This is a genomic window from Couchioplanes azureus, assembly GCF_014648355.1.
In the GTDB taxonomy this organism is placed as follows: Bacteria; Actinomycetota; Actinomycetes; order Mycobacteriales; family Micromonosporaceae; genus Actinoplanes; species Actinoplanes azureus.
The window spans coordinates 1,109,790-1,134,865 of sequence record NZ_BMQY01000001.1; the positions used below are offsets into that span (position 1 = coordinate 1,109,790).

Consider the following 25,076-nt stretch of genomic DNA (forward strand, 5'->3'; position numbering starts at 1 on the left):
CCCCGCTCGGCGTGAGCCATCCCGTCACCTCGACCTACGCAGATCTACGGGTGCCCTTCGGGAAGGGAGTGGTGGCGGTCGCTCGGCCCGGGTCTGCGACATCGAGGATGTATTGAGCTCGGCGCGGGTGTAACCGCTCATCCGTTCGAAGGCGTCGTTGGCGTCCTGCATGTTTCCGTCGAGGCAAGAAGAGCACGCCGACTGCGTCGACGGCCGGCATCCGGCGGATCTGCCGCTCGGCCTCGTGCCGTGCCTGCCCGGCGTGGGCGCGGGCGACGAACGCGAGGTGCGGGCCGCGGTCTCGGTGACCAGGGTGCGTATCGTGCGCGTCCCGTACAGCCGCACCCGCGTCGAACAGGGCCACCGTCCGGTCCGGCAGCGCCTCGACCCGCTTGCGCGGTGGACACACCAGCACGCTCCCCGCGGCGAGCGGCTCCCCATCGGCGGCCCATGACACCGCACGGGCCACCCGCTGTTCGAGGATCGGCACCAGAGCGCTGCCGTGTCCACCAAGAGGCTGCTGCACCGCGACACCCACCGGCAACCGGGCCGGCAGGCCGTGCAACACCATGCTGATCGCGTCCAGGCCCCGGCCGGCGCCACCGCGGCCACCACGTCGATCCTGTCTCCGGCCCGATCGTTCACAGTGCCCCCCGCCGTCGTCAGCCGCCGACCACCGCGAAGCCCGCTCGGCCACCGGCGGTCACGCCACCTCCCGACCAGCCGGCGGTCGCCCCGGTAGCCGCGCCCCGCATCCGCGGCCCCGGAACATGTAGTCCGGGCGATCGATGGGCCGCACGAACCATCCTGCCCCTTTCGGGCCCCCGCGAGGCTCACCCAATGGCCTGGAAGGCCCCGCTCCAGCACCCGGTAGACCGACAGGCGCGACACCTGGGACAGCTGCGCCAGATTGCTCAAGCTTCAGGCGTTCGCGGGTGAATTCAGAACGTGCAGGGCTGGAGGGTCACCTCATCACCAGACCGGGTTCCCGGCGTGCAGCCAGACAGAGTTGATCGGCGTCATGTCGTAGAACCCGAATGTCCCCTCCGGAACGAAGAACCCGGGAGGGCAGTTTGTGCCATTCCAGCCACGGCAAATCTGGACCGTCCAACCACCGTACTGGTTGTTGAAGACGGCACGGTGGCCGAACACGTTGTTCAGGTTGTGGGCGCCATCCCACCACATGGTGACCGGGCCACGATTGATGTCCTCCGGGTACATGCCCGAGTAGAGGCACACGGCGCCCGATGGACAGCCGTATTGGGTTCCGCCCGCTGCCTGCGCGGGACTGCTGGGAGCCGCCGCCATCGTGACGGTCGCAACGGTCGCGGCGAGCGCGTACGCGAACTTCCTCAGTGCAGACATGCGTGCCTTCCCTCATAGGTGAGCCGATGACCGTCCACCGCGGGCGGAACGTTCCGCTCGCGATCCGGTGATGGCGAGGAACCTTAGCCGCCTATGGCGGATCCACCACCTATAAGCCTCCAGGGCTGATGGCTCGCCTCTGAGCGATTCACGATCCGACCAGAAGAGCCGATGGGCAGCGGTCGTCAGGGCCGGTCCGCAAGTGCGGGTGTGGCGCCGGTGGACTCGACAATGTCTCCGGCGGCCTGGATGGCGTCGAGGAAACGGCGGAAGACCGGCCAGGGAAGGGTCCAGCGTCCGTGCACAGTCAGTGCCACGTGGTCGCTGGGCATCGGGACGAACGGGCCGGACTCCGGTAAGGCGTCGGGGAGGCGACCGTCGATGTAGTTGTTGGCGGCACTGTCCGTGTCGATCTCGTACAGCTCGTAGTCCCACGAGTCGCCGCCGTCGTCGTCGTGGAACTGGTCGACCTTGAACCGATTGCCGCCAAAGGTCCAGGTGTCGAGGGTCAGAGGAAGTTGCGGTCGCCTGGGTCGACAAATCCCGTTGCTCGCCGACCAGGTCGACACTGGAGTCGAGCAAGCGGATCACCATCTCCAGGATCAGCCGAGGACGATGCCACCGCCGGCATGGACCACCGCCTCCTGAGCCGACCTCGGGGTGAACGGCCCGTCCGGACTCGCGTCGGGGATGGCGACGGCGAGGTAGGGCCCCATGCCCGAGGACATGCTTGAGGGCCTGACCAACGTGTCCGCTGGTCAGGCCCTTACCTCTGTCGGCGTGGCCGGATTTGCACCGACGGCCTCTTCGTCCCGAATTAGGATCATGACCTGCCGTCATCCCGCGTTCCCGCCAGAAGCCCAGGTAGCGACGTTGGATCACGTCGGGATGACCGAGCTTGCATGGGCCGGCTTTTCAAGATCCACTCCCCGATGACTCCCACGATCAGAAGATCGTCTGGTGGATGCTGGTACGGCCGAACGGCAGCCGATGGGCTCGGGAGGATGTTCGTCAGTGCCTTTTCGTTACCGTATGCGAGCTCGGCTGCTGGCCCACGGACAGCCCGGCTGTTCTAGCCTCGCACGATGATCGAACAGCGGATTCAGCCGTCGTGATCGCCGCTGTGACCGGTCGATGCCGCGCCGCGCTCGCGGCCTGCGTGCTGCTCACCCTCTCCGCCTTCGGCTGTGCAGGCCGGACGGACAACACGGCGCAGCAGCTCGCACCGGCCGCGCCCGCGCAGGAACTGCGGTCACCGGGCGTACCGCAGATCCACCCACGCTGGCAGTCGTGCGCGAATGAACCGTCTACCCGACCCGGGCCGGACGACAGCAAGGCGCTGACGCTGCCCCACCTCACCGACACCTTCCAACCAGTCGCCGCCATCATCTGCGCGGGTGGACCACAGCGCCGGCCGGACGGCGGCCAAGATGCGGTCGCCATCGAGGACCGCGTCAATGACGTGGCGACGCTGCTCACCGCGCTGCGGCTACCCGACGAGCCGCCGCTTTTCGAGCCCGCCGACGATGACGATTCACCTATCACGGCCTGCACCATGGATCTTGTCGTCCCGCCGTGGCTGGTGCTGCTCGACGCCGAGGGCCGGTGGGTACGCCCGGGAATTCCCTTCGACGCGTGCGGCAAGCCTCGCGTCGAAGTCCTGACCGCGGTCGAGAAGGCGCAGCGGACCCGCATCGCCACCCGCGTGCTCCATGAGATCGAGTCGGCCGAGGCCGCCGCGACCGGATGCAGCGATGAATGGGCCGACATGGTGTGGGTCTACGGCACGGACAGCGCCGCGAGGCCAACCGAAGACCTGGCCAAGCTGGCTGACGACGGCTCACCGGTTCGCGCGTGCATCTATCGGGTCCCGGCGGGTGAGCAGCGCAGCGACAAACCGCGCGGTGAGGTCGTCTCGCGGAATCTGCTGCCCGCCGAGCGCTGGGCGGCCATCAGACGACATGTCCAGGCAGCTGGGCCGGTGCAGGCGTGCAGCACCCCGGCGAGCCACTTTGCCCTACTGCTGCCGGGTGAGATCTACGTGGAACTGGACGGCTGCCGACGAATCCTGGCGCCCGCGGCCCCCCGCGGCGATGGCACCAGTTCCGACACCCTCCGACAAGCACCTGCGGCCCTGCCTGCCCTGCTCACCACGCCGTAGGTCGTCAAGTACCTGTGCACGTTCGCTGCGCGTCTTGATCGCTCCCTATTGTCGAAGCATGACTGCTCGTGGGTGAGCGCGTCCATCGCTCTCGCAGCGTTCCTCCTCGCATCCTTCAACTTCTGGTACTCGGTGATCCGGCCTTGGCGCCGAAGCCACTGGGCATCGCCGGCCGCGCCGCCAGTTCCTCGCACAACTGACAACGCTGTGGGAAGACGCTTTGGACGCCCGGCTCGGGATGGCACGCAACTCCCCAGTGGCGGCCCTGGATCGTCTCCTGGATGCGCGCCGGAAGGAGCTTGGGAGTGAGAGTCAAGATCCACTCCCAGATCACTCCCCAGACCGGTCCGGGAAATGAATCAGGGCCGGTCTCCCGTGTTGGGAGACCGGCCCTGACCTGCACTTTATCTTGGTCGGGGTGGCCGGATTTGAACCGACGGCCTCTTCGTCCCGAACGAAGCGCGCTACCAAGCTGCGCCACACCCCGATGCGTGCTGAGCAATAGTATCCGACGCCCCACCAACCGCGAAATCGGCATCCCCGGTGCCACATAACCGCAGCTCAGGGTGCATATGCGGGAAGCTGGCGCCGATCTCCAGGGGCCGGGTCGGCCCGATGCCGCCCGGTCGCCGGAGGTTGCTCGCTACCGCTCGTTGTGCCGCCCGGTCGCCGGGGTTGCTCGCTGCTGCCGCGCCTCTGCCGCCCGGTCGCCGGATGCTTCACCCTGCAGCTGCGGCCCGGTCGCCGGTGGTTGCCCGCTGCTGGTCCTCGTGCGGCCCGGTCGTTCGGAGCTGGCTGGTGGGGTCGGCGGGAGGGTGCGGGTTCAGGCTGCGGGCGTCGATCCGTAGAAGGCGGCCGGGTCGCCTGCCAGTGATGCCTTGACGTGGCGGCTCCAGTCGTCGGCCAGGACCTCGAGCCGGCCTTCCTCCAGGCCGTCCAGCGCGGCCGTCACGACCTGCTCCGGGGAGATCTTGGGACCGTCGTACCGGGCGGTCATGTCGGTGTCCGCCGCGCCCAGGTGGAGGCCCGTCACCTGGATGTTCCGGGCGGCCAGTTCCAGGCGGACGCCGTTGGTCAGGCTCCAGGCGGCCGCCTTGGCCGCGGCGTAGGCGTTCGCTCCGGACAGCGAGAACCAGGACAGCGCCGACAGGACGTTGAGGATCGCGCCGTCGGTGAGCTGGGGGGCGAAGGCGCGGATCACGCCCAGCGTGCCGAAGTAGTGGGTGTCCATCTCGCGGTGGATCTCGGCGAGGTCGCCGGTGATCAGGTTCTGCCCGGTGGCGATGCCGGCATTGTTGATCAACAGGTTGACGTCGGGTGCGGCCGCGGCGGCCTCGGCGATCGACGCCGGGTCGGTGACGTCGAGGCGGAGCACCTCGACGCCGGGGACCGTGACGAGCTCGGGGCGGCGGGCGGTGGCGTACACCTTGGCGGCGCCGCGGTCGAGGAGGCTGGCGACGAACTGCTTCCCGAGGCCACGGTTGGCGCCGGTGACGAGGGCGACGGATCCGGAAATCTTCATGCCCGGTACGCTAGAACCTGACGTTGACGTCAGAGGCAAGGGTTGCGACGGGAGTCACTGGTGCGGATCGGCGAGCTCGCCACCAAGGCGGGCGTGAGCGTACGGGCGCTGCGCTACTACGAGGAGCAGGGCCTGCTCGCCGCCACTCGCAGCCCCAGCGGGCAGCGGCACTACCCCGAACCCGCGGCGGAGCGGGTGCGGCTGATCCAGATGCTCTACTCGGCCGGCCTCTCCAGCAAGACGATCGCCGAGCTCCTGCCCTGCGTGGACGCCAAGGTCAGCACCCCGGAGTCGCGGTCGCGGCTCGCGGCCGAGCGGGACCGTATCGACGCTCAGATCGCCGAGCTCGTCCGCACCCGGGACAAGCTGGATGCGGTCATCGCCCTCGCTGCCGATCCGGACCACGGTTGCCGCATCGTGCCGTCGACCTGACGAACGGCAAGCCGGGCGACCACGCCGTCACCGCCGCCGGGGACAGTCGCACCAAGAGAGAGTCGCCACGGCACATGAGCTGAGGCGCGGGCATTCGTGACGGCGCGGGCCCGGGTGAGGGCCCGGGCCGAGGTAAGGGCGCGGGCCGGAGTGAGGGGCCCGGGCCGAGGTAAGGGCGCGGGCCGGAGTAAGGGGCCCGGGCCGAGGTAAGGGCGCGGGCCGGAGTAAGGGGCCCGGGCCGAGGTGAGGCGCGGGCCGGAGTAAGGGCGCGGGCCGGAGTGAGGGCGCGCGGGCATGTGGAAGGGCGCGGGCATGAGAGGGGAAGCGGTATGAGCGACGAGGTGTGCGAGGTTGTGATCACGGCCGCGGATGCGGAGTGGTTGAGTGGCTTCACACGGCGGCTCGTCGAGGATCGGCTTGCCGCGTGCGGCCAGCAGGTCGCCGCGATCCGCTCGGTCTATCGCTGGGAGGGCGCGGTGCACGACGACCCCGAGGCGCGGGTCGCTCTGCACACCCGCGCCTCGCTCGTACCCGAGATCGTCGCCCGGGCCGACGCCGAGCATCCTTACGACGTACCCTGCGTCTTCGCTGTGCCGATCGTGGCCGGGAACCCGGCCTACCTGGAGTGGGTGATCAGCGAGACCCGCGACTAAGCCGCGGCTTCCAGGTCCGCGCGCGTCAGCAGCGCGCGCAGCGTGATGCCCTCGGCCGACAACGCCTGGGCGCCGCCCTCCTGGCGGTCGATCACGCAGAGCGCGTGGTCGACGTGCGCACCCAGCCGGCGCAGGTCCTTGGTCGAGATGACGACCTGACCGCCGGACGTGACCACGTCCTCCACGACCAGCACCCGGCGGCCCGCGACCTCGGCACCCTCGGCCAGCCGGGCCGTACCGTACGCCTTGGCCTGCTTGCGGACGAACGCGCACGGAAGCTTGGCGTGCCGGCCCAGCGCCGTCACCACGGCGATGCCGCCCATCTCCAGGCCGGCGAGCACCTCGGTGCCCTCGGGGATGAGCACCGCCATCTGCTCGGCGAGCTTGTCGAGCAGCACGGGATCCGACTCGAACTGGTACTTGTCGAAGTATTCGGTGGCGGTGCGGCCCGAACGCAGGACGAACTCGCCGGTCAGTCGGCTCACGTCGCGGACCTGCCGCGCAAGGTCAGAGTCACTCACGAACACAGCCTTCCATCTCGCGAACAGGGCCGGCCGCGCGGGTGCGATCCCGCGGTGGAGGAGCGCATCGCCGGCGCGGGGCACCGCAGGCTCAAGGGCACGAGACGCGCGTAGGACATGCCGTCCGCGGGCCTCGGGCGGCGGTCCCGGTCCGCGGAAACAGCGAGGGTGAGGAGCCTTGCCGGAGGGTTCACCCGTACGCGTAATTGCTCAAACGAGTGGGTAGAGGTTTGTCTAGTTTCGGCTAATTTGCGGGTTATCGAACCTCGGTCCTTCGAAAGGTTTGTCGTGACACCCTTCGCACTTCTCTTCCTGATCGCCCTCGCCGGCTCGTCGTGCTTTGCCATCGGTCGCGCCCTCGGCCGCGGCGAACGCTATGAGAAGGGCTATCGCGAGGGCTTCCGGGACGGCGAGACCGGTTCGCTGGCGCGCGCCGCCCGGCTGATCCAGCTCAGCGAGCGCCGCTCGATCGCGCCGGCCGTGGAGGCCGTGCTGGTCCCGAGCTCCGTGCCGCAGCAGGCGTCCGTGCGCACCGCGGCACCGGCGATCGCGGGAATTCCGGCCCGTCCGCAGCTCGCGGTCTGAGGGCACTCCTAAGCGGACATAGAAGACAAAGCCCGGCAAGCCAGCACAGGCGACCGAGCTAGCAGTGCCGGCAGCCAGCAGAACCGGCCGCGCTAGCAGAGCCAGGCCCAGCTAGCAGAGCCGGCCGAGCCGCCGAGTCGACAAAGCTCAGAGAGCCGGGCAGCGTAGCCGCCCGGCTTTCGAAAGACCGGTCTTCGGAGGGACCGGCCTTCGGAGGGACCGGCCTTCGGAGGGACCGGGCTTCGGAAAAGGGCGGCCCCCGCTAGCCCTTGGTGAATTCCTCGGCGAGCAGCTCCGCGATCTGCACCGTGTTCAGCGCCGCGCCCTTGCGCATGTTGTCGCCGGTGATGAAGAGGTCGAGGGCGCGGGGGTCGTCGATGGCCCGGCGGATGCGGCCCACCCAGGACGGGTCGGTGCCGACCGCGTCGATCGGCATCGGGAACTCGCCCGCCTCCGGGTCGTCGACCAGGATCACCGCGGGGGCGTTGCGGAGGACCTGGCGGGCTCCCTCGGCGTCGAGCTCCGAGCCGAAGACCGCGTGGACGGCGATCGAGTGGCCCGTGACCACTGGGACCCGGACGCAGGTGGCCGAGACCTTCAGGTCCGGCAGGCCGAGGATCTTGCGGGACTCGTTGCGGAGCTTCAGCTCCTCCGAGGACCAGCCGTCCGGGGCCAGGTCACCGGACCAGGGGACCACGTTGAGGGCGAGCGGGGCCGGGAACGGGCCCAGGTCGTCGCCGACCGCCTGGCGGACGTTGCCCGGGCGCGAGCCCAGGGCGCGGTCGCCGGCCACCTTGCTGAGCTGGTCGTGCAGGGTGTCGACGCCGATCTGGCCGGCGCCGGAGACGGCCTGGTACGACGCGAGGACCAGCTCGCGCAGGCCGTACTCGCGGTGCAGCGGGGCGATGGCCATGATCATGGCCATCGTGGTGCAGTTGGCGTTGGACACGATGCCGCGGGGGCGGTGCCGCAGGTCCTCCCGGTTGACCTCCGGGACGACCAGGGGCACCTCGGGATCCATGCGGAACGCCGACGAGTTGTCGACGACGGTGACGCCGCGGGAGACCGCGACCGGCGCCCAGGCGAGGGAGACCCCGTCGGGGACGTCGAACATCGCGATGTCGACGCCGTCGAACACCTCGGGGGTGAGCTCGTGGACGGGGAGCTGCTCGCCGCGGCACGCGAGCTCCTTGCCCGCCGACCGGCTCGAGGCCACCAGGCGGATCTCGCCCCACACGTTGCGCCGGGAGGTCAGCAGTTCGCGCATCACCGTGCCGACGGAACCGGTGGCTCCGACGACGGCGAGGGTGGGCGGCGACCCCATGCGCGGCGCTACCGTCCGGTGCCCGCGTACACGACGGCGGTCTCGGTGCCGCCCAGCTCGAAGGTGTCGTGCACGGCGCGGACGGCGGTGTCGAGGTCGCTGTCGCGGCAGACCACCGAGACGCGGATCTCCGAGGTGGAGATCATCTCGATGTTGACGCCGGCCTCGCCGATGCAGGCGAAGAAGGACGCGGCGACGCCCGGGTGCGAGCGCATGCCGGCGCCGACGAGCGACACCTTGCCCACGTGGTCGTCGAAGAGCAGGCTCTTGAACTTGATCTGCTCCTTGATCTTGTCCAGCGCCGCCATCGCGACCGGGCCGTCGGCCTTGGGCAGCGTGAACGAGATGTCGGTGCGCCCGGTGCCCTCGGTCGACACGTTCTGCACGATCATGTCGATGTTGATCTCAGCCTGCGCCACCGTCTCGAAGATGCGGCCGGCCGAGCCGGGCTCGTCGGGCACGCCGACGATCGTGATCTTGGCTTCGCTCCGGTCGTGGGCGACCCCGGTGATCAGCGCTTGTTCCACGTTCGGGTCCTCCATCGATCCCGTGACGACAGTGCCCTGCTTGTTGGAGTACGACGAGCGTACGTGGATCGGCACCTTGAACCGGCGCGCGTACTCCACGCATCGCAACATCAGCACCTTCGCCCCGCCGGCCGCCAGCTCGAGCATCTCCTCGTAGGTGATCTTCTCGATCTGGCGCGCGTCGGGGACGATCCGCGGGTCGGCGGTGAAGACGCCGTCCACGTCCGTGTAGATCTCGCAGAGGTCGGCGTCGAGCGCCGCCGCGAGCGCGACCGCCGTGGTGTCCGAACCGCCGCGGCCCAGCGTGGTGATGTCCTTGGTGTCCTGCGAGACGCCCTGGAAGCCGGCGACGATCGCGATGGCGCCCTCGTCCAGCGCGGTACGCAGCCGGCCGGGCGTCACGTCGATGATCCGGGCCTTGCCGTGCACCGCGGTGGTCAGCACGCCGGCCTGGGAGCCGGTGTACGACCGGGCCTCGAACCCGAGGTTGTGGATCGCCATCGCGAGCAGCGCCATCGAGATGCGCTCGCCGGCGGTCAGCAGCATGTCGAGCTCGCGGCCGGGCGGCAGCGGGCTGACCTGGTTGGCCAGGTCGAGCAGGTTGTCCGTGGTGTCGCCCATCGCGGAGACCACGACCACCACGTCGTGACCCGCCTTGCGGGCGTCCACGATCCGCTCCGCCACCCGCTTGATGCGCTCCGCATCCGCCACCGACGAACCGCCGTACTTCTGCACCACCACGCCCACGGCAGTCGACTCCCTCCACGCCGCACGTGCCGACGCCGCCGGCGGTCCGGCCGGCGGCGTCGGTCGAGTCAATCGCAGACCAGACTAGCCGCGCCCGTCTCGATCTTTGACAGGCGATCCCAGCATCCGGCCCGGTGGGGGCCGACACGACCTCGGTATCCAGGGGACACGCCGGGGTCGCGCGACACGCCGGACGACGGCACGGCGACCGTACGGGTGAGGAGAGGCGAGAATGTCTCGATGCGCTCCCGTCCCGCCTCGCGTGTGCTGTCCGCGCTGGCCGCCGCCCTGCTGACCGCCGGCGTCGCCGCCTGCGGCGACGCGGCGCCCGCCGGGCCGCCGGCCGCCTCGTCGCCGGCCCCGGCGCCCGAGGCCACGGACGCCCGCATCGAGCTGGCCGCCCGCGCCGCCCGCGCCCAGGACCACCGCTTCGCGGCGCTCTACACGCTCAGCGTGCCGGGCGAGTCGCCCCGCACGATCACGGCGACGGTCGCCGCGGACGGCAGCTGGCGGGTGGACGTGCCCGGCGGCGCGCTCGGGGGTACGACCGACGTCGCGATCGCCGAGACCGCCGCGGGTCTCTTCCAGTGCGCCGTCCCGTCGGCCACGAACCCGGTCGCGCCCTTCTGCGTACGCGTCGCCGACCGGGGCGAACCCGTGCCGAGGAAGTACGACCCCAAGGTGCAGCGGGTCTTCCGCCAGTGGCTGCCCGTCTTCACCGACCGCCAGGCCGCCCTCTCGGTGACCGCCGCGCAGCCCCTGCCGGGCTCGTCGGGCAGCTGCTTCGCGGTCGACACGATCTCCGCCTCGCTGTCCGCGCCGGTCGACGTCGGTATCTACTGCTACTCGGACGACGGGTTGCTGACCGCGGCCAAGGTCACCTTCGGGACGCTCACCATCGCGGGCACGCCGGCCGCGCCGCCACCCAGCGTGGGCCTGCCCGGCCCGGTCACCGGCGGCGACCCGATGGGGCTGGCGTCCCCGCCGCCCACGACGCCGCCGGCGGTGCGCCCCTCGGCCGCAGGAGCGGCGCCGGCGGCCTCCCCGTCCGCGTGACGTGGTCCGCGTGAGCGGCCGGTTTCCCACGATCCGGGCGTACAGTTAGCGACGGCCCAGGTGACCACGTAGGGTGACGTTCGACATGTGGCAGGCACTCCTTCTTCGCCGCCGCGACGAGGCCCCAACCGAGGCCGGCACCTCGTCGCGGAGTTGACGCGCGCCGGTCGGTCCTCTTGAACTGACCAACCTCCTCCGAGGAGCTCGCATGTCCAGCGACGCAATCGTCGATCCGATCGCCCGGCAGCGCCCCAGCCGGATGCCGTTCGGGCGCTACACCCCGTACCAGCAACAGTTCGCCGTCGACCTGCCCGACCGTCAGTGGCCGTCGCGGCGCACCGAGTCCGCGCCGCGGTGGTGCGCCGTGGACCTGCGCGACGGCAACCAGGCCCTGATCGACCCGATGTCCCCCGAGCGCAAGCGGCGAATGTTCAGCCTGCTCGTCGCCATGGGCTACAAGGAGATCGAGGTCGGCTTCCCGGCCGCCAGCCAGACCGACTACGACTTCGTCCGTCAGCTCATCGAGCAGGACCTGATCCCGGACGACGTGACGATCCAGGTGCTGGTCCAGTGCCGGGAGCACCTCATCGACCGCACGTTCGAGTCGATCCGCGGCGCCAAGCGCGCGATCGTGCACTTCTACAACTCGACGTCGACGCTGCAGCGCCGGGTCGTCTTCGGCCTCGACCGCGACGGCATCACCGACATCGCCACCACCGGGGCCCGGCTCTGCCAGAAGTACGCGGAGATCCACACCCCGGACACCGACATCTTCTACGAGTACTCGCCGGAGTCCTACACCGGCACCGAGCTGGACTACGCGCTGGAGGTCTGCTCGGCGGTCATCGACGTGATCGACCCCACCCCGGCCCGCCCGCTGATCATCAACCTGCCGGCGACGGTCGAGATGGCCACCCCCAACGTGTACGCGGACAGCATCGAGTGGATGCACCGCAACCTGCCCCGGCGCGACAGCATCGTGCTGAGCCTGCACCCGCACAACGACCGCGGCACCGCCGTGGCCGCCGCCGAGCTGGGCGTGCTGGCCGGCGCCGACCGCGTCGAGGGCTGCCTGTTCGGCAACGGCGAGCGCACCGGCAACGTCGACCTCGTGACGCTGGGGCTGAACCTGTTCTCCCAGGGCGTCGACCCGATGATCGACTTCTCGAACATCGACGAGATCAAGCGCGCGGTGGAGTACTGCAACCAGCTGCCGGTGCACGAGCGGCACCCGTACGTGGGCGACCTGGTCTACACGGCGTTCTCGGGCTCGCACCAGGACGCGATCAACAAGGGCCTGCACGCGCTGCAGGCGGACGCGACGGCGGCGGGCAAGGACGTGGACGAGTTCGCCTGGGGCGTGCCGTACCTGCCCATCGACCCGAAGGACGTGGGCCGCACGTACGAGGCGGTCATCCGGGTCAACTCGCAGTCCGGCAAGGGCGGGGTGGCGTACATCATGAAGGAGGAGCACAAGCTCGACCTGCCGCGGCGGCTGCAGATCGAGTTCTCCGGCGTGGTGCAGCACGTCACCGACGCCGAGGGCGGCGAGGTCGGCCCGCAGCAGATGTGGGACATCTTCGCCACCGAGTACCTCGTCGACCATCAGCCGTCCGGCGTCATCGATCTGGACCGCTACTCGACCGCCACGGTGGACGGCAAGGTCGAGATCGACGCGGAGGTCCGGCACCGCGGCGCCCGCCGCCCGCTCATCGGCGTCGGCAACGGCCCGATCGACGCGTACGTGCAGGCGCTCGAGCCACTGGCGATCAAGGTGCGGGTGCTGGACTACGCCGAGCACGCCCTGACCTCGGGTGAGGACGCCCAGGCCGCGGCCTATGTGGAGTGCGAGGTCAACGGTCGCACGGTCTGGGGCGTGGGCCTCGACGCGAACATCGTGACCGCGTCCATCAAGGCCGTGACCAGCGCCGTCAACCGCGCCGGCTGAGCCGTTCCGTACGCCGCCGGCCGCGGGCCGGCGGCGTACCCGGCGGGCGGGAGGATCCCGGCAGGGATGACGTCCGGAGCGAAACGGGCATGCCCTGCCTACGCTGGATTCGTGCCCATTCCCCCCGCTTCCCCCGCTCCCCGATGGACCGTCCGTCTCGCTGCCGCCCTGCTGACCTGTCTCGCCGCCGCCGGCTGCGAGGTGACCGTCACCGACCCGGGCTCGGATCCGGGCGGCATCAGCTCCACCCGTAACTCCGGCGACGTCCGGGCCCGGCTGGCCGGGCTGACCGTCGCCAAGGCCGGATCGATGCGCGGCTACAGCCGCGACAAGTTCCCGCACTGGCGCAGCACCGGCGACAACTGCGACGTCCGGGACACCGTCCTCAAGCGGGACGGAACCAAGGTCAAGGTCTCCGGCTGCAACGTCGTCGCGGGTACGTGGGTCAGCGTGTACGACGGCGACCGGCTCACCGATCCGGCGAAGGTGGACATCGACCACATGGTGCCCCTGGCCAACGCGTGGCGTTCGGGGGCGAGCTCCTGGACCACGCAACGGCGGGAGGAGTTCGCCAACGACCTGGACGACCCGCAGCTCGTCGCGGTGTCGGCGGCCGCCAACCGGTCCAAGGGCGACCAGGACCCGTCCACCTGGAAGCCCGAGCGCACCGAGGCGTGGTGCCAGTACGCCGCCGACTGGATTACCGTGAAGTCCCGCTGGGAACTGACGGTGACCGACAAGGAGAAGGCCGCGCTCACCGACATGCTGGAGAAGTGCCGATGACCGACACGCCCGACGCCGCGCCCGCCGACCAGGCGCCGGCCGGCCCCCCGACGGCCGGGGCCGACAGCCGGACCACGGACATCGTCGCCGGTCAGGGCGGGGTGATGACCGACGAGGTGGGTGTCGTGACCGGCGAGCTGACCCTGCGCACCGAGCTCGCCGGCGATCAGGCCGTGGTCCGCGTGCAGTACAAGGACGCCGCCGAGTGGTACACCGTCACCGGCGCCCGGACGACGCTGAAGCACGCGGAGGACCTGGAGGCGGTGCACGCCGTCGCGGTCGGCATCCTGCACCGCCCGCACGGTTAACCCGCAGGAAGCTTTACAGATAGATGCGGTTCTATGTAGCGTCGGGCATGGCCAAACCCGTGCTCACCCGTCTGCTCGCCCTGGCCGTGCTGGGCCTGCCCGTGGTCGTGGCGCCCGCGCTGGCCTCGGCCGCCACGCCGCCCGGCACCCCGGCGCTGACCGGCGTCATTCCGGCCCCGGTGCAGGTCACCCCCGACTCCGGCACCAGGTTCCGGCTCGGGCCGCGTACCGTCATCCGGACCCAGCCCGGCTCCCCCGAGGCCCGTGCCGTCGGCGAGCGGCTGGCCGAGGACCTGCGCCCGGCGACCGGCTACCCGCTGCCGGTCCTGCCGATCGCGCGCCGTGCCGCACCCTCGATCGCCCTGCTGCTCGGCGCGGGCGAGGAGCGGCTCGGCGACGAGGGCTACCGGCTCACCGTCGGCGCCTCCGCGATCACCATCCGGGCGAACCGGCCGGCCGGGCTCTTCGCCGGGACGCGGACCCTGCTGCAACTACTGCCCGCCCAGATCGACTCGCCGACGCCGGTCGCACGCTCGTGGGTCGTCGCCGGCGGCAGCATCGTCGACCATCCGCGGTTCGCCTACCGTGGCGCGATGCTGGATCTGGCCCGGCACTTCCACACCCCCGACGAGATCAAGAGCTACATCGACGAGATCAGCCGGTTCAAGGTCAACCACCTGCACCTGCACCTCTCGGACGACCAGGGGTGGCGCATCCAGATCGACAGCTGGCCCCGCCTGACCACCGTGAGCGGCGGTCCGGGCACCGGCGTCGACGGCGCCGGTCCCGGCTACCTCACCAAGGCCCAATACAGCGATCTTGTCCGGTACGCCGCCGCGCGGTTCGTGACCATCGTGCCGGAGATCGACATGCCGGGGCACGTGAACGCCGCCCAGGTGGCCTATCCGGAGCTGACCTGTGACGGGGTGGCGCCGCCGCCCCGGACGGACACCGCCGTCGGATACAGCTCGCTGTGCATCGGCTCCGAGACGACGTACCGGTTCGTCGACGACGTGCTCCGCGAGCTGGCCGCCCTGACGCCCGGGCCGTACCTGCACATCGGCGGCGACGAGGCGCATGCCACGCCCGAGGCCGACTATCGCAGCTTCATGGCGCGGGTGCTGCCCCTGGTGGCCCGGCACGGCAAGACCGCGTTCGGCTGGAACGAGATCGCCAAGTCCCCGGAGTCGGCCGCCGCCATCGCCCAGTACTGGGACACCGCCCCGGCCAACGCCACCGTGGCGGCCGCCGTCGCCCGGGGCACGAAGGTGGTCATGTCACCGGCCAACCAGGCGTACCTCGACATGAAGTACGACCGCACCACCCCGCTGGGCCTGTCCTGGGCCGGCTACATCGAGGTACGGACCGCCTATGACTGGGATCCGGCGACCCGCGTGGCCGCGGTGGACGAGCCGGCGATCCTCGGCGTCGAGGCTCCCCTCTGGTCCGAGACCCTGCGCACCCTGGACGACATCGAGTTCATGGCGTTTCCCCGCCTCCCGGCCATCGCGGAACTGGGCTGGTCCGCACGCGCCGCGCACGACTGGGACTCGTTCGCGGACCGCCTCGGCGCCCATGGCCCCCGCTGGGAGCTGCGAAACGTGAACTTCTATCCGTCGCCGCAGATCACCTGGGGTTGAGAGCGACCACTCACGCACAAAGAAGGGCATGGGGATCCGCTCTGGAGCGCCGGCTCCTGGATCCCCATGCCCGGCCTCGGCGGGAGCGACGGTCAGCACCACCCACCGAGCTACGACATGAAGCTCTTGCTCTTTATGCGGGCGTCCCCGCCGGCCGCCGGCCCGACACCGTCTCGTTCTCCTCGATCGGGAAGTGGCAGGCCGTCTGGTGCGAGGCCGGGTCGTGGAGCCGCGGGACCAGCGGCGGCTCCTCCGTGGCGCAGATCTCCTGCGCCTTCCAGCAGCGGGTCCGGAAGCGGCAGCCCGACGGCGGGTTGATCGGGCTCGGCACGTCGCCGGTCAGCAGCACGCGCTCGCGCTGCGCGCGGTCGCGGCGGGCCGGGTCCGGGACCGGGACGGCCGACATCAGCGCCACCGTGTACGGGTGCCGCGGGTTCTTGTAGAGCTGGTCGCGGTCGGCGATCTCGACGACCTTGCCCAGGTACATGACCGCGACGCGGTCCGAGATGTGCCGGACCACCGACAGGTCGTGCGCGATGAACACGTAGGTCAGGTCGAACTCGCGCTGCAGGTCGTCGAGGAGGTTGACCACCTGGGCCTGGATCGACACGTCCAGCGCGGACACCGGCTCGTCGGCGACGATCAGCTTCGGCCGCAGCGCCAGGGCGCGCGCGATGCCGATGCGCTGGCGCTGGCCGCCGGAGAACTCGTGCGGGTAGCGGTTGTAGTGCTCCGGGTTGAGGCCGACCAGCTTGAGCAGGTCCTGCACCGCGCGCTTGAGGCCGTTCGGGGTCGGCATCTTCTGGATCTGCAGCGGCGCCGAGATGATCGTGCCGACCGTGTGCCGCGGGTTCAGCGACGAGTACGGATCCTGGAAGATCATCTGCACATCGCGGCGGAGCGGGCGCAGGCCCTTGTTGCCCAGGTGGGTGACGTCGCGGCCCTCGAAGACGACCTTGCCGCCGGTCGGCTCGAGGATGCGGGTCATCAGCCGGCCGGTGGTGGACTTGCCACAGCCGGACTCGCCGACCAGGCCGAGCGTCTCGCCCGCCTTCACCGACAGATCGATGCCGTCCACCGCACGCACCGCACCGACCTGGCGCTTGAACAGGCCCTTGGTGATGGGGAAGTGCATCTGGAGGCCGCTGACCTCGAGCAGATTCTCAGTCATCTTGTTTCCACTCCCGCTCGCGCTCACAGGTTCGGAGCGACTTCCTGCTCGAAGATCGTCCGGCGCTGGTCGGCCGACATGTGGCATGCGACCGCGTGCACGCCCCCGCGCAGCTCCGGCACCTCGGTGAAGGACCGGTCACCGTTGCGGCCCGCGTACGGGCACCGGGGGTGGAACGCACAGCCGGACGGCAGGTTGATGAGGCTCGGCGGCGTGCCCTTCACCGGGGTGAGCCGGTCGCGCACCTCGCGGTCGAGGCGCGGCATCGACCCCAGCAGACCCCAGGTGTACGGGTGCTGCGGCTCGTGGAACACGTCGGCGGCCGGGCCGCGCTCGATGATCTTTCCGCCGTACATGACCAGGACGTCGTCGGCGAGCTCCGCCACGACGCCCAGGTCGTGCGTGATCATGATGACCGCGGAGCCGAACTCCTCCTGCAGGTCCCGGATCAGGTCGAGGATCTGCGCCTGCACGGTCACGTCGAGCGCCGTGGTGGGCTCGTCCGCGATCAGCAGCTTCGGGTCGTTGACCAGCGCCATGGCGATCATCGCCCGCTGGCGCATGCCGCCGGAGAACTGGTGGCCGTACTCGCCGAAGCGCTTCTCGGGCTGCGGGATGCCGACCCGGGCGAGCATGTCGATCGCGCGCTCCCGGGCCTCCTTCTTGGAGGCCTTCGGGTTGTGCACCCGGTACGCCTCCACGATCTGCGCCCCGACGGTGTAGTACGGGTGCATCGCGCTCAGCGGATCCTGGAAGATCATCGCCATCTTGCCGCCGCGCAGCAGGCGCACCTGCTCGTCGGTGGCGGTGACCAGCTCCTGATCGTCCAGCCAGATCTGCCCGGACACCTTGGCGTTGCTGCGGGTCCGGTGCAGGCCCAGGACGGCGAGCGACGTCACGCTCTTGCCGGAGCCGGACTCGCCGACGATGCCCAGGGTCTTGCCGCGCTCGACCGCGAAGGACGACGAGCTGACCGCCTGGACGATGCCGTCGTCGGTCTCGAAGCGGACGGTGAGGTCCTTGACCTCGAGGAACGGCCGGGTGCCGCGGTTGCCCGGCAGCGTGAGGCCCGTGAGGGAGTCTGTCGACATGGTTCTCTCCTCAGCCCAGCCGTACGCGCGGGTCGATCACGCTGTAGAGCAGGTCGACGATGAGGTTGATGATCACGATGAAGCCCGCCGCCAGCAGGGTCACCCCGAGGATCACCGGCAGGTCGTTCTGGCGGATCGCCGTCAGCGCCTGATATCCGAGGCCGCGCAGGTTGAACACCTGCTCGGTGAGGATGGCGCCGGCGAGCAGGGCACCGAAGTCGAGGCCGAAGACGGTGACCAGCGGGGTCAGGCCGGAGCGCAGGCCGTGCTTTCCGATGACCGTACGCTCGCGCAGACCCTTGGAGCGCGCGGTGCGGATGTAGTCCTCACCGAGCGTCTCGAGCATGTTGGCGCGGGTGAGCCGCGCGTAGGTGGCGGCGAAGAGGAAGGCCAGCGTGACCCAGGGAAGGATCAGGCCGGTGAACCACGCCGCCGGGTCCTCGGTGATGGGCGTGTAGCCGGTGTCCGGAAGCCAGCCGAGCTCGTGGACGAAGACCAGCAACGCCACCTGGCCGGTGAAGTAGATGGGTAGCGAGACGCCGGCCAGGGCTCCCGTCATCGCCGCCCGGTCGAGGAAGCTACCTCTTCGGAGCGCGGACAGCACGCCGGTCGCCACGCCGGCGATGACCCACAGCACGGCGGCGCCGATCGCCAGCGACAGGGTGACCGGGATGTCGCTGAGCAGCAGGGGCGTCACCTCCTGCTCGGTCTTGAACGAGTAGCCGAGACAGGGCGCGTCGCAGTGCGTGACGTCGTTGCCGTTGGCGTAGTCCCGGCCGACCACCAGGCCCTTCAGGAACTGGCCGTACTGCACCATGATCGGCTCGTCCAGGCCCAGCTTGGTCCGGATGCCCTCCAGCGATGCCTCGTCGGCGGTCTTGCCGATGTAGAGCAGCGCCGGATCACTGCCCGTGATCGTCGGCACGGCGAAGAAGATGCCGAAGGTCACCAGCGTGACCACCAGCAGGGTGATCACGGCGTTGACGATCCGCCGGATGAGGTAAGTCAGCACGACATTCGGCCGAACAGCGAGCGGGCGCCGATTCCTTGCGGAACCGGCGCCCGCCTACTGCGGGCGGCCTTCACCTGCCCTTCGATCTACCCGTTACTGAATGCGGGCGAGGTTTTCCTACTTACCGTCGCTGACGCCGAGGGCCTGGAAGTCGACCATGCCGAACGCGTCGTGGACGTAGACGTTCGTCAGCCGCGGGTTGCGGTAGTTGAGCGCCTTGTCGAAGACGAAGGGCAGGTAGTACGCGCCCTCCATGACCTTCTGGTTGAGCTGCTTGTAGATCTCCGCGGCCTTGGCCGGGTCGGTCTGCAGGGCGGCCTCGTCGAACATCTTGTCGATCGACGGGTCCGAGATCTCGGCCAGGTTGTAGTTGCCGTTCTTCTGGATGTAACGGCTGTCCACGAGCGCCTGCAGGTAACCGGTGCCGGTCTGCCAGTCGGCACCCCAGCCGCCGATGATGATGCCGTAGCCCTTCTTGTGGACGTTGTCCGGCGAGCCCGTGACCGACGCGACCTGCGAGCCGTCGTACTGGTCGATGGTGGCCTTGATGCCCACGGCGCCCAGCGCGGCCTGGAGCGCCTCGGCGGTCTTGACCTCGGCGGGACGGTTGTTACGGACCGCGATGATCGTGTTGAAGCCCTCGGCCTTGCCACAGGCGGCGAGCGCCTGCTTGGCCTTGTCCGGCTGCGGCTTGCCCGGCAGGCGACCGTACGGGTCGTAGTTCGGGTCGGAGCCGGCGATGTTCGGCGGCAGCATGTTCGTGCCGATGTCGCCACCGGCCACCGGGCCGCCACGGGCGGTCTGCAGCGAGGTCGGGTCGGCCGCGTAGATCACGGCCTTGCGGCACTCGATGTTGTCGAAGGGCGCGACCTTGGTGGACATGGCCGCGTACCGGATGAAGCCGGTGCTCGGCGCGTCCGAGTAGGCCTTCTTCTTCGGGTCCTGCAGGATCTCGGCGCGGGCCTTCGCCTGCACACCGGTCTGGCCGGTGTCGATGTCGGCGGTGCCGGCCAGCAGCCGGGAGTCCAGGTCCTCGGCGTTGGTCGTGATGGTCAGGTTGACCGCGTCCGGCAGCGCCTTGCGGATCGTGTCGGTGCTGGGGTCCCAGTTCGGGTTGCGCACCATCTTGAGGCTCTTGCCCGGGGCGTACTCGGTGATCATGTACGGGCCCGAGGCGGCCGGCTTCTCGCCGTACTTGGCGCCGGTGTCCCGGGCCTTCGGGACGGGGCCCGCGCCCGGCATGGCGAGCAGGTAGGGCAGGTCACCGAACGGCTTGGCGAGCTTGAAGACGATGGTCGAGTCGTCCGGCGTCTCGACCGACTTCAGGCCCAGCTTGTTGGGGTCGGTGTCCTTGTAGGGGCCCTTGTAGTTCTGGCCCTGGTCCAGGTGCTCGATCAGGTACGTCGGCCCACCGGGAACGACGTCCTGCGCGAAGACGCGCTCGATGCCGTACTTGATGTCCTTCGACGTGATCGGGGTGCCGTCGTCGAACTTGATGCCCGACTTCAGCTTGAAGGTGTAGGTCTTCTTGTCCGCGCTGATCTCGGGCGCCGCCGCCGCGAGGTCGGGCTTCAGCTCGAGGCCCGACTTACCGGGCGCCGCGGCGTAGTCCATCAGCTTGCGGGTGTAGAGGCGGTTGAGATTCCACACGAAGGCGTAGTAACCCCGGACGGGGTCCCACGAGTCGGCGTCCTGCGAGCTCCACAGGTTGAGCGTGCCGCCCTTCTTGTCGCTCGCGTTGACGACCGACGTGACCGCGGCGTTGAAGGCGCTCTTACCCTCGCCGCTCTTGTTCTCGCTGCTGGAGTTGCCACCGCAAGCGGCGGTGAGCCCCAACGCGACGACGGCACCAGCGGCCGCCACCACCCTTGTCTTGCTGACCACCTGTTCTCCTACCTCCTCGAAACGGAACCATTGGTTCCGTGAACCATGCGATGGTGCACCGGGCACGTGTCACCCTGCGGTGATCAACGGGCCTTCGGATCGAGGGCGTCACGCAGGCCGTCACCGAAGAGGTTGAAGGCCAGTACGGTCACGAAGATCATGACGCCCGGAATGATCATGTACATCGGATCGGACGTGTAGTAGCTCAACGCCTCCGACAGCATGCCGCCCCACGAGGGATTCGGCGGCGGAATGCCCACACCCAGGAAGCTCAGCGCGGCGTCCGTCAGGATGTTGGTGGGGATGATCAAGGTGGTGTAGACGAGGATCGGCGCGGCCAGGTTGGGCAGCAGCTCCCGGAAGAGGATGCGTCCCGACCGGGCACCGAGGCTCTTCGAGGCCTCGACGAACTCCCGCTCCCGCAGGGAGAGCGTCTGCCCGCGGACGATGCGCCCGATGTACGGCCAGCCGAAGAAGCCGATGACGCCGATCAGCACGATCACTCGCGACCAGCGCCCGTCCAGTCCGAACAGGTCGTCGGGGAGGACGGAGACCAGGGCGATCGCGAAGAGCAGCTGCGGGAACGCCAGCAGGAAGTCCATCACCCGGCTGATCACCGAGTCGACCCAGCCGCCCAGGTAGCCGGCGGCGAGGCCGAACAGGCTGCCGAGCACGGTGGAAACGATCGCGGAGAACACCGCGACGACCAGGGTGGTCTGTGCGCCGTAGACGATGCGGCTGAAGACGTCACGGCCGGACGTCGGCTCCACGCCGAAGATGAATTCCTTGCTGATGCCGCCCCAGGGACCGATCGGCGTGCCGAGGGTGGGATCGATCTGGTCATTGTGGAACTCGTTGATCGGGTGTCCCCACCACCGCGTGAGCAGCGGCGCGAGGATCGCAATGATCACGAGACCGATCACGACCGCGCCGCCGGTCATGGCGACCTTGTCACGCTTGAGCCGCCGCCAGGCGATCTGCTTCAGCGACCGGCCGGCGACCGCCTTCTCGCCGCTGTCGCGGACGTCGGCGGGGTCGTCGGTGGGCGCCGAACGCTCATCGGTAATCGACGCCTCTGGGCCGATCGACATCTAACCGCCGGTCCTTTCCCCGGCTGCCGACACCACAGGTCCAAGGCCGCGAGGCGATGGCTCCCGTAGTGCTCCGGCAACCGATCGGTTACGCAAGCCTCGAGTGCCGTCCCCCGAATACCGCGGCCTGGTCGGCCGGGGAAGCGGGGGCACCGGATGGCGTGTGTGCCGCCATCGTTAGGAACATTCACCTACTGCGGGGATGTGGTCAAGGCCACCACCGCCTCGCGACTGCTGTTCGTGTCTCGCCCGTGATGTGACCGTTATCTGAGTGTCCGCCAAGACCGAAATTTACGGTGTACGCGGCCGAGAAGCGTAAGATATCGGGCGATTGACGAGAGTTACCGGTCGGAAACTTAGAGAGACCGCCGAGGGGCCGCGCGGCCGATAAGCAGGTCGTACGGCCGTGGGAGGCTGGGTGGTCAACACTCGGCCGTTAGGCCGATGGCGCAATTTCCGGTTCGAGAGACGCCTTCATATATGGCGATTAACGAATGGACATTCGGCCGACGCTGTCAGACCGCGCGGCGCCCTTCGAACGCGCGGCCCAATGTGATCTCGTCCGCGTACTCCAGATCGCCGCCGACCGGCAGCCCGCTCGCCAGCCGGGTCACCGCGATCCCCATCGGCTTCACCATCAGCGCCAGATAGGTGGCGGTCGCCTCACCCTCGGTGTTCGGGTCGGTGGCCAGGATCAGCTCCCGCACCTCACCCGTGCCGAGGCGGGCCAGGAGCTCGCGAATGCGCAGGTTGTCGGGCCCGATGCCCTCCAGCGGATTGATGGCGCCACCCAGGACGTGATACCGCCCGCGGAACTCGCCGGTGCGCTCGATCGCCACGACGTCCTTGGGCTCCTCGACGACGCAGAGCACCTCGTTGGTACGGCGCGTGTCCCGGCACACCCGGCACTGCTCGGACTCGGCGACGTTGAAGCAGGTCGTGCAGAAGCGGACCAGCTCCTTCACCTTGCGCAGGGAGGTGGCCAGCCGGTTCACGTCGGCGGGATCCGCGGAGAGGATGTGGAACGCGATCCGCTGGGCGCTCTTGGGGCCGACGCCCGGGAGCCGGCCCAGCTCGTCGATCAGGTCCTGGATGGCGCCTTCGTACACGGGCTCAGAACCCCGGCAGGGTCAGGCCACCGAGACCGCCGGTGGCCGGGCCCATCTTCTGCTCGGTGAGCTCCCGCTGCGCCTCGGCGGCATTGTGGATCGCCGCAAGCACCAGATCCTCGAGCGTCTCGACGTCGTCGGCGTCGACCGCCTTCGGGTCGATCTTCACGGACTTGAACTCGCCGAGTCCGGTCACGACCACGGTGACGAGGCCACCACCGGCGGTGCCGGTGAGCTCGGCCTCGGCCAGCTCGGCCTGCGCCTGGGCGACCTGCTGCTGCATCTTCTGCGCCTGCTTCATGATCTGCTGCATGTTCGGCTGTCCACCGGGGCGCATACGAATCTCCTCAGTCAGGGGGATGGTCGGCTTCATTGTCCCGTGCGCAGCGGCGAACCGCGGCAGCCGGGTCAGGACTCGCTGATCTTCTCCGCCCCGAAGACCTCCTGCAGCAGCCGCACGGCCTGCTGCTCACTGCTCTGCCGCGCCGTCTTCTCGTCGATCACGTCGTCGAGCGGCTCGTCACCGGGATCGAACCCCTCCCACGCCGCCGGATCCCCGCCGCTCCCGGCGGCTCCGCGCACGGTCGCGTTGGCCCCGAGCGCCCCGCCGCCCGCCCGAGTGGTTCCGTTGACCCCGCCCAGCGCGCCGCTGCCCGCACGAGTGGTTGCGTTCGCCCCGCCCAGCGCGCCGCTGCCCGCACGAGTGGTTGCGTTGGCCCCGCCCAGCGCCCCACCAGCCGCGCGAGTGGTTCCGTTGGCGTCGCCCGGCGCGCCGTTGGCCGCGCGGACTGCCCCGTCCCGAACTGTCCCGTGGGCGCCGCGAGCCGCCTCGTCGCCACCCTGGACCGAGCCATAGCCACCGCCGGCCATGTCGTGGCCGCGGCCACCGGCTCCTGGGAGCGGGCCGTCGTACTCGGGGTCGTACGGCGCCTCCTCGGTCGGTGAGCCGTCGGACCAGGAGGTGCTTCCGGCGGCGTGGCCGCGGCTCGCGCCGGCTGCGGCTCCGCTCGGAGCTGCGTGCGGTGCGGCACGTCCGCCAGCGGCCGCCGCACCCCGGGCGGCCGCACCCCGGGCCGCCGCGGCCCGAGCCGCGGCGATCCCCCGGCTCGGCGCACTCGACCCGCTCGATCCGGCGACTGTCCCGGGTGGATCGTTACGAGGAACCGCCCGCGTTTCAGGCACCGAGGCGGCGCGATCCCGGCCGGCATCGGCACTGTTGCCCGCACCGCTCCCAGGGTCGCCAATCCGCCCGGGAACCACGGGCTCGGGCCAATCGTCGTCGCCCTCCTCCGCCGCCGTAGAAACAGCCCCGGAGGGAGAAGCCGCCTGATCCTCGACCCGGATCGAAGCCGGGCCCGGGACCTGATCCGCTGCCGGGGCGTGTCCCGTGGTGGCGACCTGGCCCGCCGTCGCCGCCTGCCCCACCGTCGCGACCCGGCCCGGCATTGCCGCCTCGCCTACCGTTGCGGCCTGGCCCGTCATTGCCGCCTGGCCCACCGTCGCCGCCTGGCGCGTCATTGCCGCCTGGCCCACCGTCGCCGCCTGGCGCGTCATTGCCGCCTGGCCCATCGTCGCCGCCTGGCGCGTCATTGCCGCCTGGCCCACCGTCGCCGCCTGGCCCGTCATTGCCGCCTGGCCCACCGTTGCGACCTGCCCCGCCGTCGCGGCATGGTCCGCTGTCGCGGCATGGTCCGCGATGGGAGCTTGGGTCGGCGTGGGGGCCTGGGCCGCGGTGGGGGTCGGAGACGCCAGTCCGCCGGGCTTGACGGGTTCCGGCCAGCCTCCGTCGTCCTCCTCGTCGGCCGAGCCCTGGGAGGCGGTCGCGGCCTGCCGGGCAGACGCGCCCGGTGCGCCGCGTCCCTGAGTGGGCGTCCGCTGCTCCGGGGCGTCCTGGACAACCGGCCGGGATTGCTGGTAGCCGGAGTCCTGCGGGCCATGCGCATCCTGCGGGTCACGGGGGGCCGGGCCGCCACCGTCCTGCGGGCCCCGGGGTGTGGGGCGTCCGCCGCCTCCCTGCGAGGGTCCGCCCTCGCCTGCCACGTCGCAGCGGATCTGCCAGCGGCCCCCGAGCTCCTCGTAGAGCGCATCGGCGATGAGCTGCGGCTCCGCAGCGACCATCCGGGCGTGCGCGGGGAAGCGGAACGTC

At 70.0% G+C, this 25,076-nt stretch carries 23 protein-coding genes and 1 tRNA gene; 9 read left to right on the forward strand and 15 right to left on the reverse strand.

Annotated elements, in window-relative coordinates; all coding sequences use genetic code 11:
- Positions 1–34: 34 nt before the first annotated feature.
- The 3 genes from IEY99_RS35205 to IEY99_RS05140 all read right to left on the reverse strand — a co-directional run bounded on the left by IEY99_RS35205 (position 35) and on the right by IEY99_RS05140 (position 1,934).
- On the reverse strand, positions 35–571 hold the full coding sequence (locus IEY99_RS35205) for a chemotaxis protein CheB (protein ID WP_189199718.1): 537 nt from the start codon (positions 569–571) through the stop codon (positions 35–37).
- A gap of 401 nt (positions 572–972) precedes the next feature.
- On the reverse strand, positions 973–1,365 hold the full coding sequence (locus tag IEY99_RS05135; protein ID WP_189199720.1) for a hypothetical protein: 393 nt from the start codon (positions 1,363–1,365) through the stop codon (positions 973–975).
- Between the two features lie 185 nt (positions 1,366–1,550).
- Positions 1,551–1,934: a hypothetical protein gene (locus IEY99_RS05140; RefSeq protein ID WP_189199722.1), complete on the reverse strand. Its 384-nt coding sequence runs from the start codon at positions 1,932–1,934 to the stop codon at positions 1,551–1,553.
- Between the two features lie 542 nt (positions 1,935–2,476).
- Here IEY99_RS05140 and IEY99_RS05145 point away from each other — a divergent pair.
- Positions 2,477–3,526, forward strand: coding sequence for a hypothetical protein (locus tag IEY99_RS05145; RefSeq protein ID WP_189199725.1), 1,050 nt, complete (start codon positions 2,477–2,479; stop codon positions 3,524–3,526).
- A 410-nt stretch (positions 3,527–3,936) separates the two neighbouring features.
- On the opposite strand, the gene IEY99_RS05150 is transcribed toward IEY99_RS05145, so the two are convergent.
- Together IEY99_RS05150 and IEY99_RS05155 are read right to left on the reverse strand one after the other, a co-directional pair.
- A tRNA-Pro gene (locus IEY99_RS05150) sits at positions 3,937–4,013 on the reverse strand.
- Between the two features lie 336 nt (positions 4,014–4,349).
- Complete coding sequence (locus IEY99_RS05155; RefSeq protein WP_189199727.1) at positions 4,350–5,048, reverse strand: SDR family oxidoreductase; 699 nt, start codon at positions 5,046–5,048, stop codon at positions 4,350–4,352.
- 60 nt (positions 5,049–5,108) lie between these two features.
- Between IEY99_RS05155 and IEY99_RS05160 the strand changes: the two genes are divergently transcribed.
- Positions 5,109–5,480: a MerR family transcriptional regulator gene (locus tag IEY99_RS05160; protein WP_189199729.1), complete on the forward strand. Its 372-nt coding sequence runs from the start codon at positions 5,109–5,111 to the stop codon at positions 5,478–5,480.
- Between the two features lie 329 nt (positions 5,481–5,809).
- On the forward strand, positions 5,810–6,133 hold the full coding sequence (gene cutA / locus IEY99_RS05165) for a divalent-cation tolerance protein CutA (protein WP_189199731.1): 324 nt from the start codon (positions 5,810–5,812) through the stop codon (positions 6,131–6,133).
- On the opposite strand, the gene pyrE is transcribed toward cutA, so the two are convergent.
- Entirely contained in the window at positions 6,130–6,654 is a 525-nt protein-coding gene (gene pyrE / locus IEY99_RS05170; protein ID WP_189199733.1) for an orotate phosphoribosyltransferase, read from the reverse strand. The genes cutA and pyrE overlap by 4 nt on opposite strands.
- 288 nt (positions 6,655–6,942) lie before the next feature.
- On the opposite strand from pyrE, the gene IEY99_RS05175 reads away from it, so the two are divergent.
- Entirely contained in the window at positions 6,943–7,239 is a 297-nt protein-coding gene (locus IEY99_RS05175; RefSeq protein ID WP_189199735.1) for a hypothetical protein, read from the forward strand.
- Between the two features lie 262 nt (positions 7,240–7,501).
- Here the strand turns inward: IEY99_RS05175 and IEY99_RS05180 are convergent, their stop codons facing one another.
- Together IEY99_RS05180 and IEY99_RS05185 are read right to left on the reverse strand one after the other, a co-directional pair.
- The gene (locus tag IEY99_RS05180) at positions 7,502–8,563 is read right to left on the reverse strand and encodes an aspartate-semialdehyde dehydrogenase (RefSeq protein ID WP_189199737.1); all 1,062 of its coding nucleotides are present in this window, start codon (positions 8,561–8,563) and stop codon (positions 7,502–7,504) included.
- Positions 8,564–8,571: 8 nt separating this feature from the next.
- The gene (locus IEY99_RS05185) at positions 8,572–9,837 is read right to left on the reverse strand and encodes an aspartate kinase (RefSeq protein ID WP_189199739.1); all 1,266 of its coding nucleotides are present in this window, start codon (positions 9,835–9,837) and stop codon (positions 8,572–8,574) included.
- 240 nt (positions 9,838–10,077) lie between these two features.
- On the opposite strand from IEY99_RS05185, the gene IEY99_RS05190 reads away from it, so the two are divergent.
- From IEY99_RS05190 to IEY99_RS05210, 5 genes are all read left to right on the forward strand, one after another.
- Positions 10,078–10,893: a hypothetical protein gene (locus IEY99_RS05190; protein ID WP_189199741.1), complete on the forward strand. Its 816-nt coding sequence runs from the start codon at positions 10,078–10,080 to the stop codon at positions 10,891–10,893.
- 208 nt (positions 10,894–11,101) lie between these two features.
- The gene (gene leuA / locus IEY99_RS05195) at positions 11,102–12,841 is read left to right on the forward strand and encodes a 2-isopropylmalate synthase (protein ID WP_189199743.1); all 1,740 of its coding nucleotides are present in this window, start codon (positions 11,102–11,104) and stop codon (positions 12,839–12,841) included.
- A gap of 117 nt (positions 12,842–12,958) precedes the next feature.
- Positions 12,959–13,624, forward strand: a complete 666-nt coding sequence (locus IEY99_RS05200) for an HNH endonuclease family protein (RefSeq protein ID WP_229798241.1) — start codon at positions 12,959–12,961, stop codon at positions 13,622–13,624.
- Positions 13,621–13,932, forward strand: a complete 312-nt coding sequence (locus IEY99_RS33990; protein WP_373293285.1) for a hypothetical protein — start codon at positions 13,621–13,623, stop codon at positions 13,930–13,932. The genes IEY99_RS05200 and IEY99_RS33990 overlap by 4 nt, the downstream gene beginning before the upstream one ends.
- Before the next feature lie 47 nt (positions 13,933–13,979).
- Entirely contained in the window at positions 13,980–15,572 is a 1,593-nt protein-coding gene (locus IEY99_RS05210; RefSeq protein WP_189199747.1) for a beta-N-acetylhexosaminidase, read from the forward strand.
- Positions 15,573–15,705: 133 nt separating this feature from the next.
- On the opposite strand, the gene IEY99_RS05215 is transcribed toward IEY99_RS05210, so the two are convergent.
- The 7 genes from IEY99_RS05215 to IEY99_RS05245 form a co-directional block, all read right to left on the reverse strand.
- Positions 15,706–16,743 (reverse strand): ABC transporter ATP-binding protein, encoded by a 1,038-nt coding sequence (locus IEY99_RS05215; protein ID WP_189199749.1) that lies wholly within the window; start codon positions 16,741–16,743, stop codon positions 15,706–15,708.
- 23 nt (positions 16,744–16,766) lie between these two features.
- Positions 16,767–17,834, reverse strand: a complete 1,068-nt coding sequence (locus tag IEY99_RS05220) for an ABC transporter ATP-binding protein (RefSeq protein WP_189199751.1) — start codon at positions 17,832–17,834, stop codon at positions 16,767–16,769.
- A 10-nt stretch (positions 17,835–17,844) separates the two neighbouring features.
- Complete coding sequence (locus IEY99_RS05225; protein ID WP_189199753.1) at positions 17,845–18,846, reverse strand: ABC transporter permease; 1,002 nt, start codon at positions 18,844–18,846, stop codon at positions 17,845–17,847.
- Between the two features lie 117 nt (positions 18,847–18,963).
- Positions 18,964–20,730: an ABC transporter substrate-binding protein gene (locus IEY99_RS05230; protein WP_189199755.1), complete on the reverse strand. Its 1,767-nt coding sequence runs from the start codon at positions 20,728–20,730 to the stop codon at positions 18,964–18,966.
- An 83-nt stretch (positions 20,731–20,813) separates the two neighbouring features.
- Complete coding sequence (locus IEY99_RS05235; RefSeq protein ID WP_189199757.1) at positions 20,814–21,821, reverse strand: ABC transporter permease; 1,008 nt, start codon at positions 21,819–21,821, stop codon at positions 20,814–20,816.
- Between the two features lie 515 nt (positions 21,822–22,336).
- Entirely contained in the window at positions 22,337–22,930 is a 594-nt protein-coding gene (gene recR, locus IEY99_RS05240) for a recombination mediator RecR (protein WP_189199759.1), read from the reverse strand.
- Positions 22,931–22,934: 4 nt separating this feature from the next.
- Positions 22,935–23,243 (reverse strand): YbaB/EbfC family nucleoid-associated protein, encoded by a 309-nt coding sequence (locus IEY99_RS05245; RefSeq protein ID WP_229798243.1) that lies wholly within the window; start codon positions 23,241–23,243, stop codon positions 22,935–22,937.
- Positions 23,244–25,076 lie beyond the last annotated feature (1,833 nt).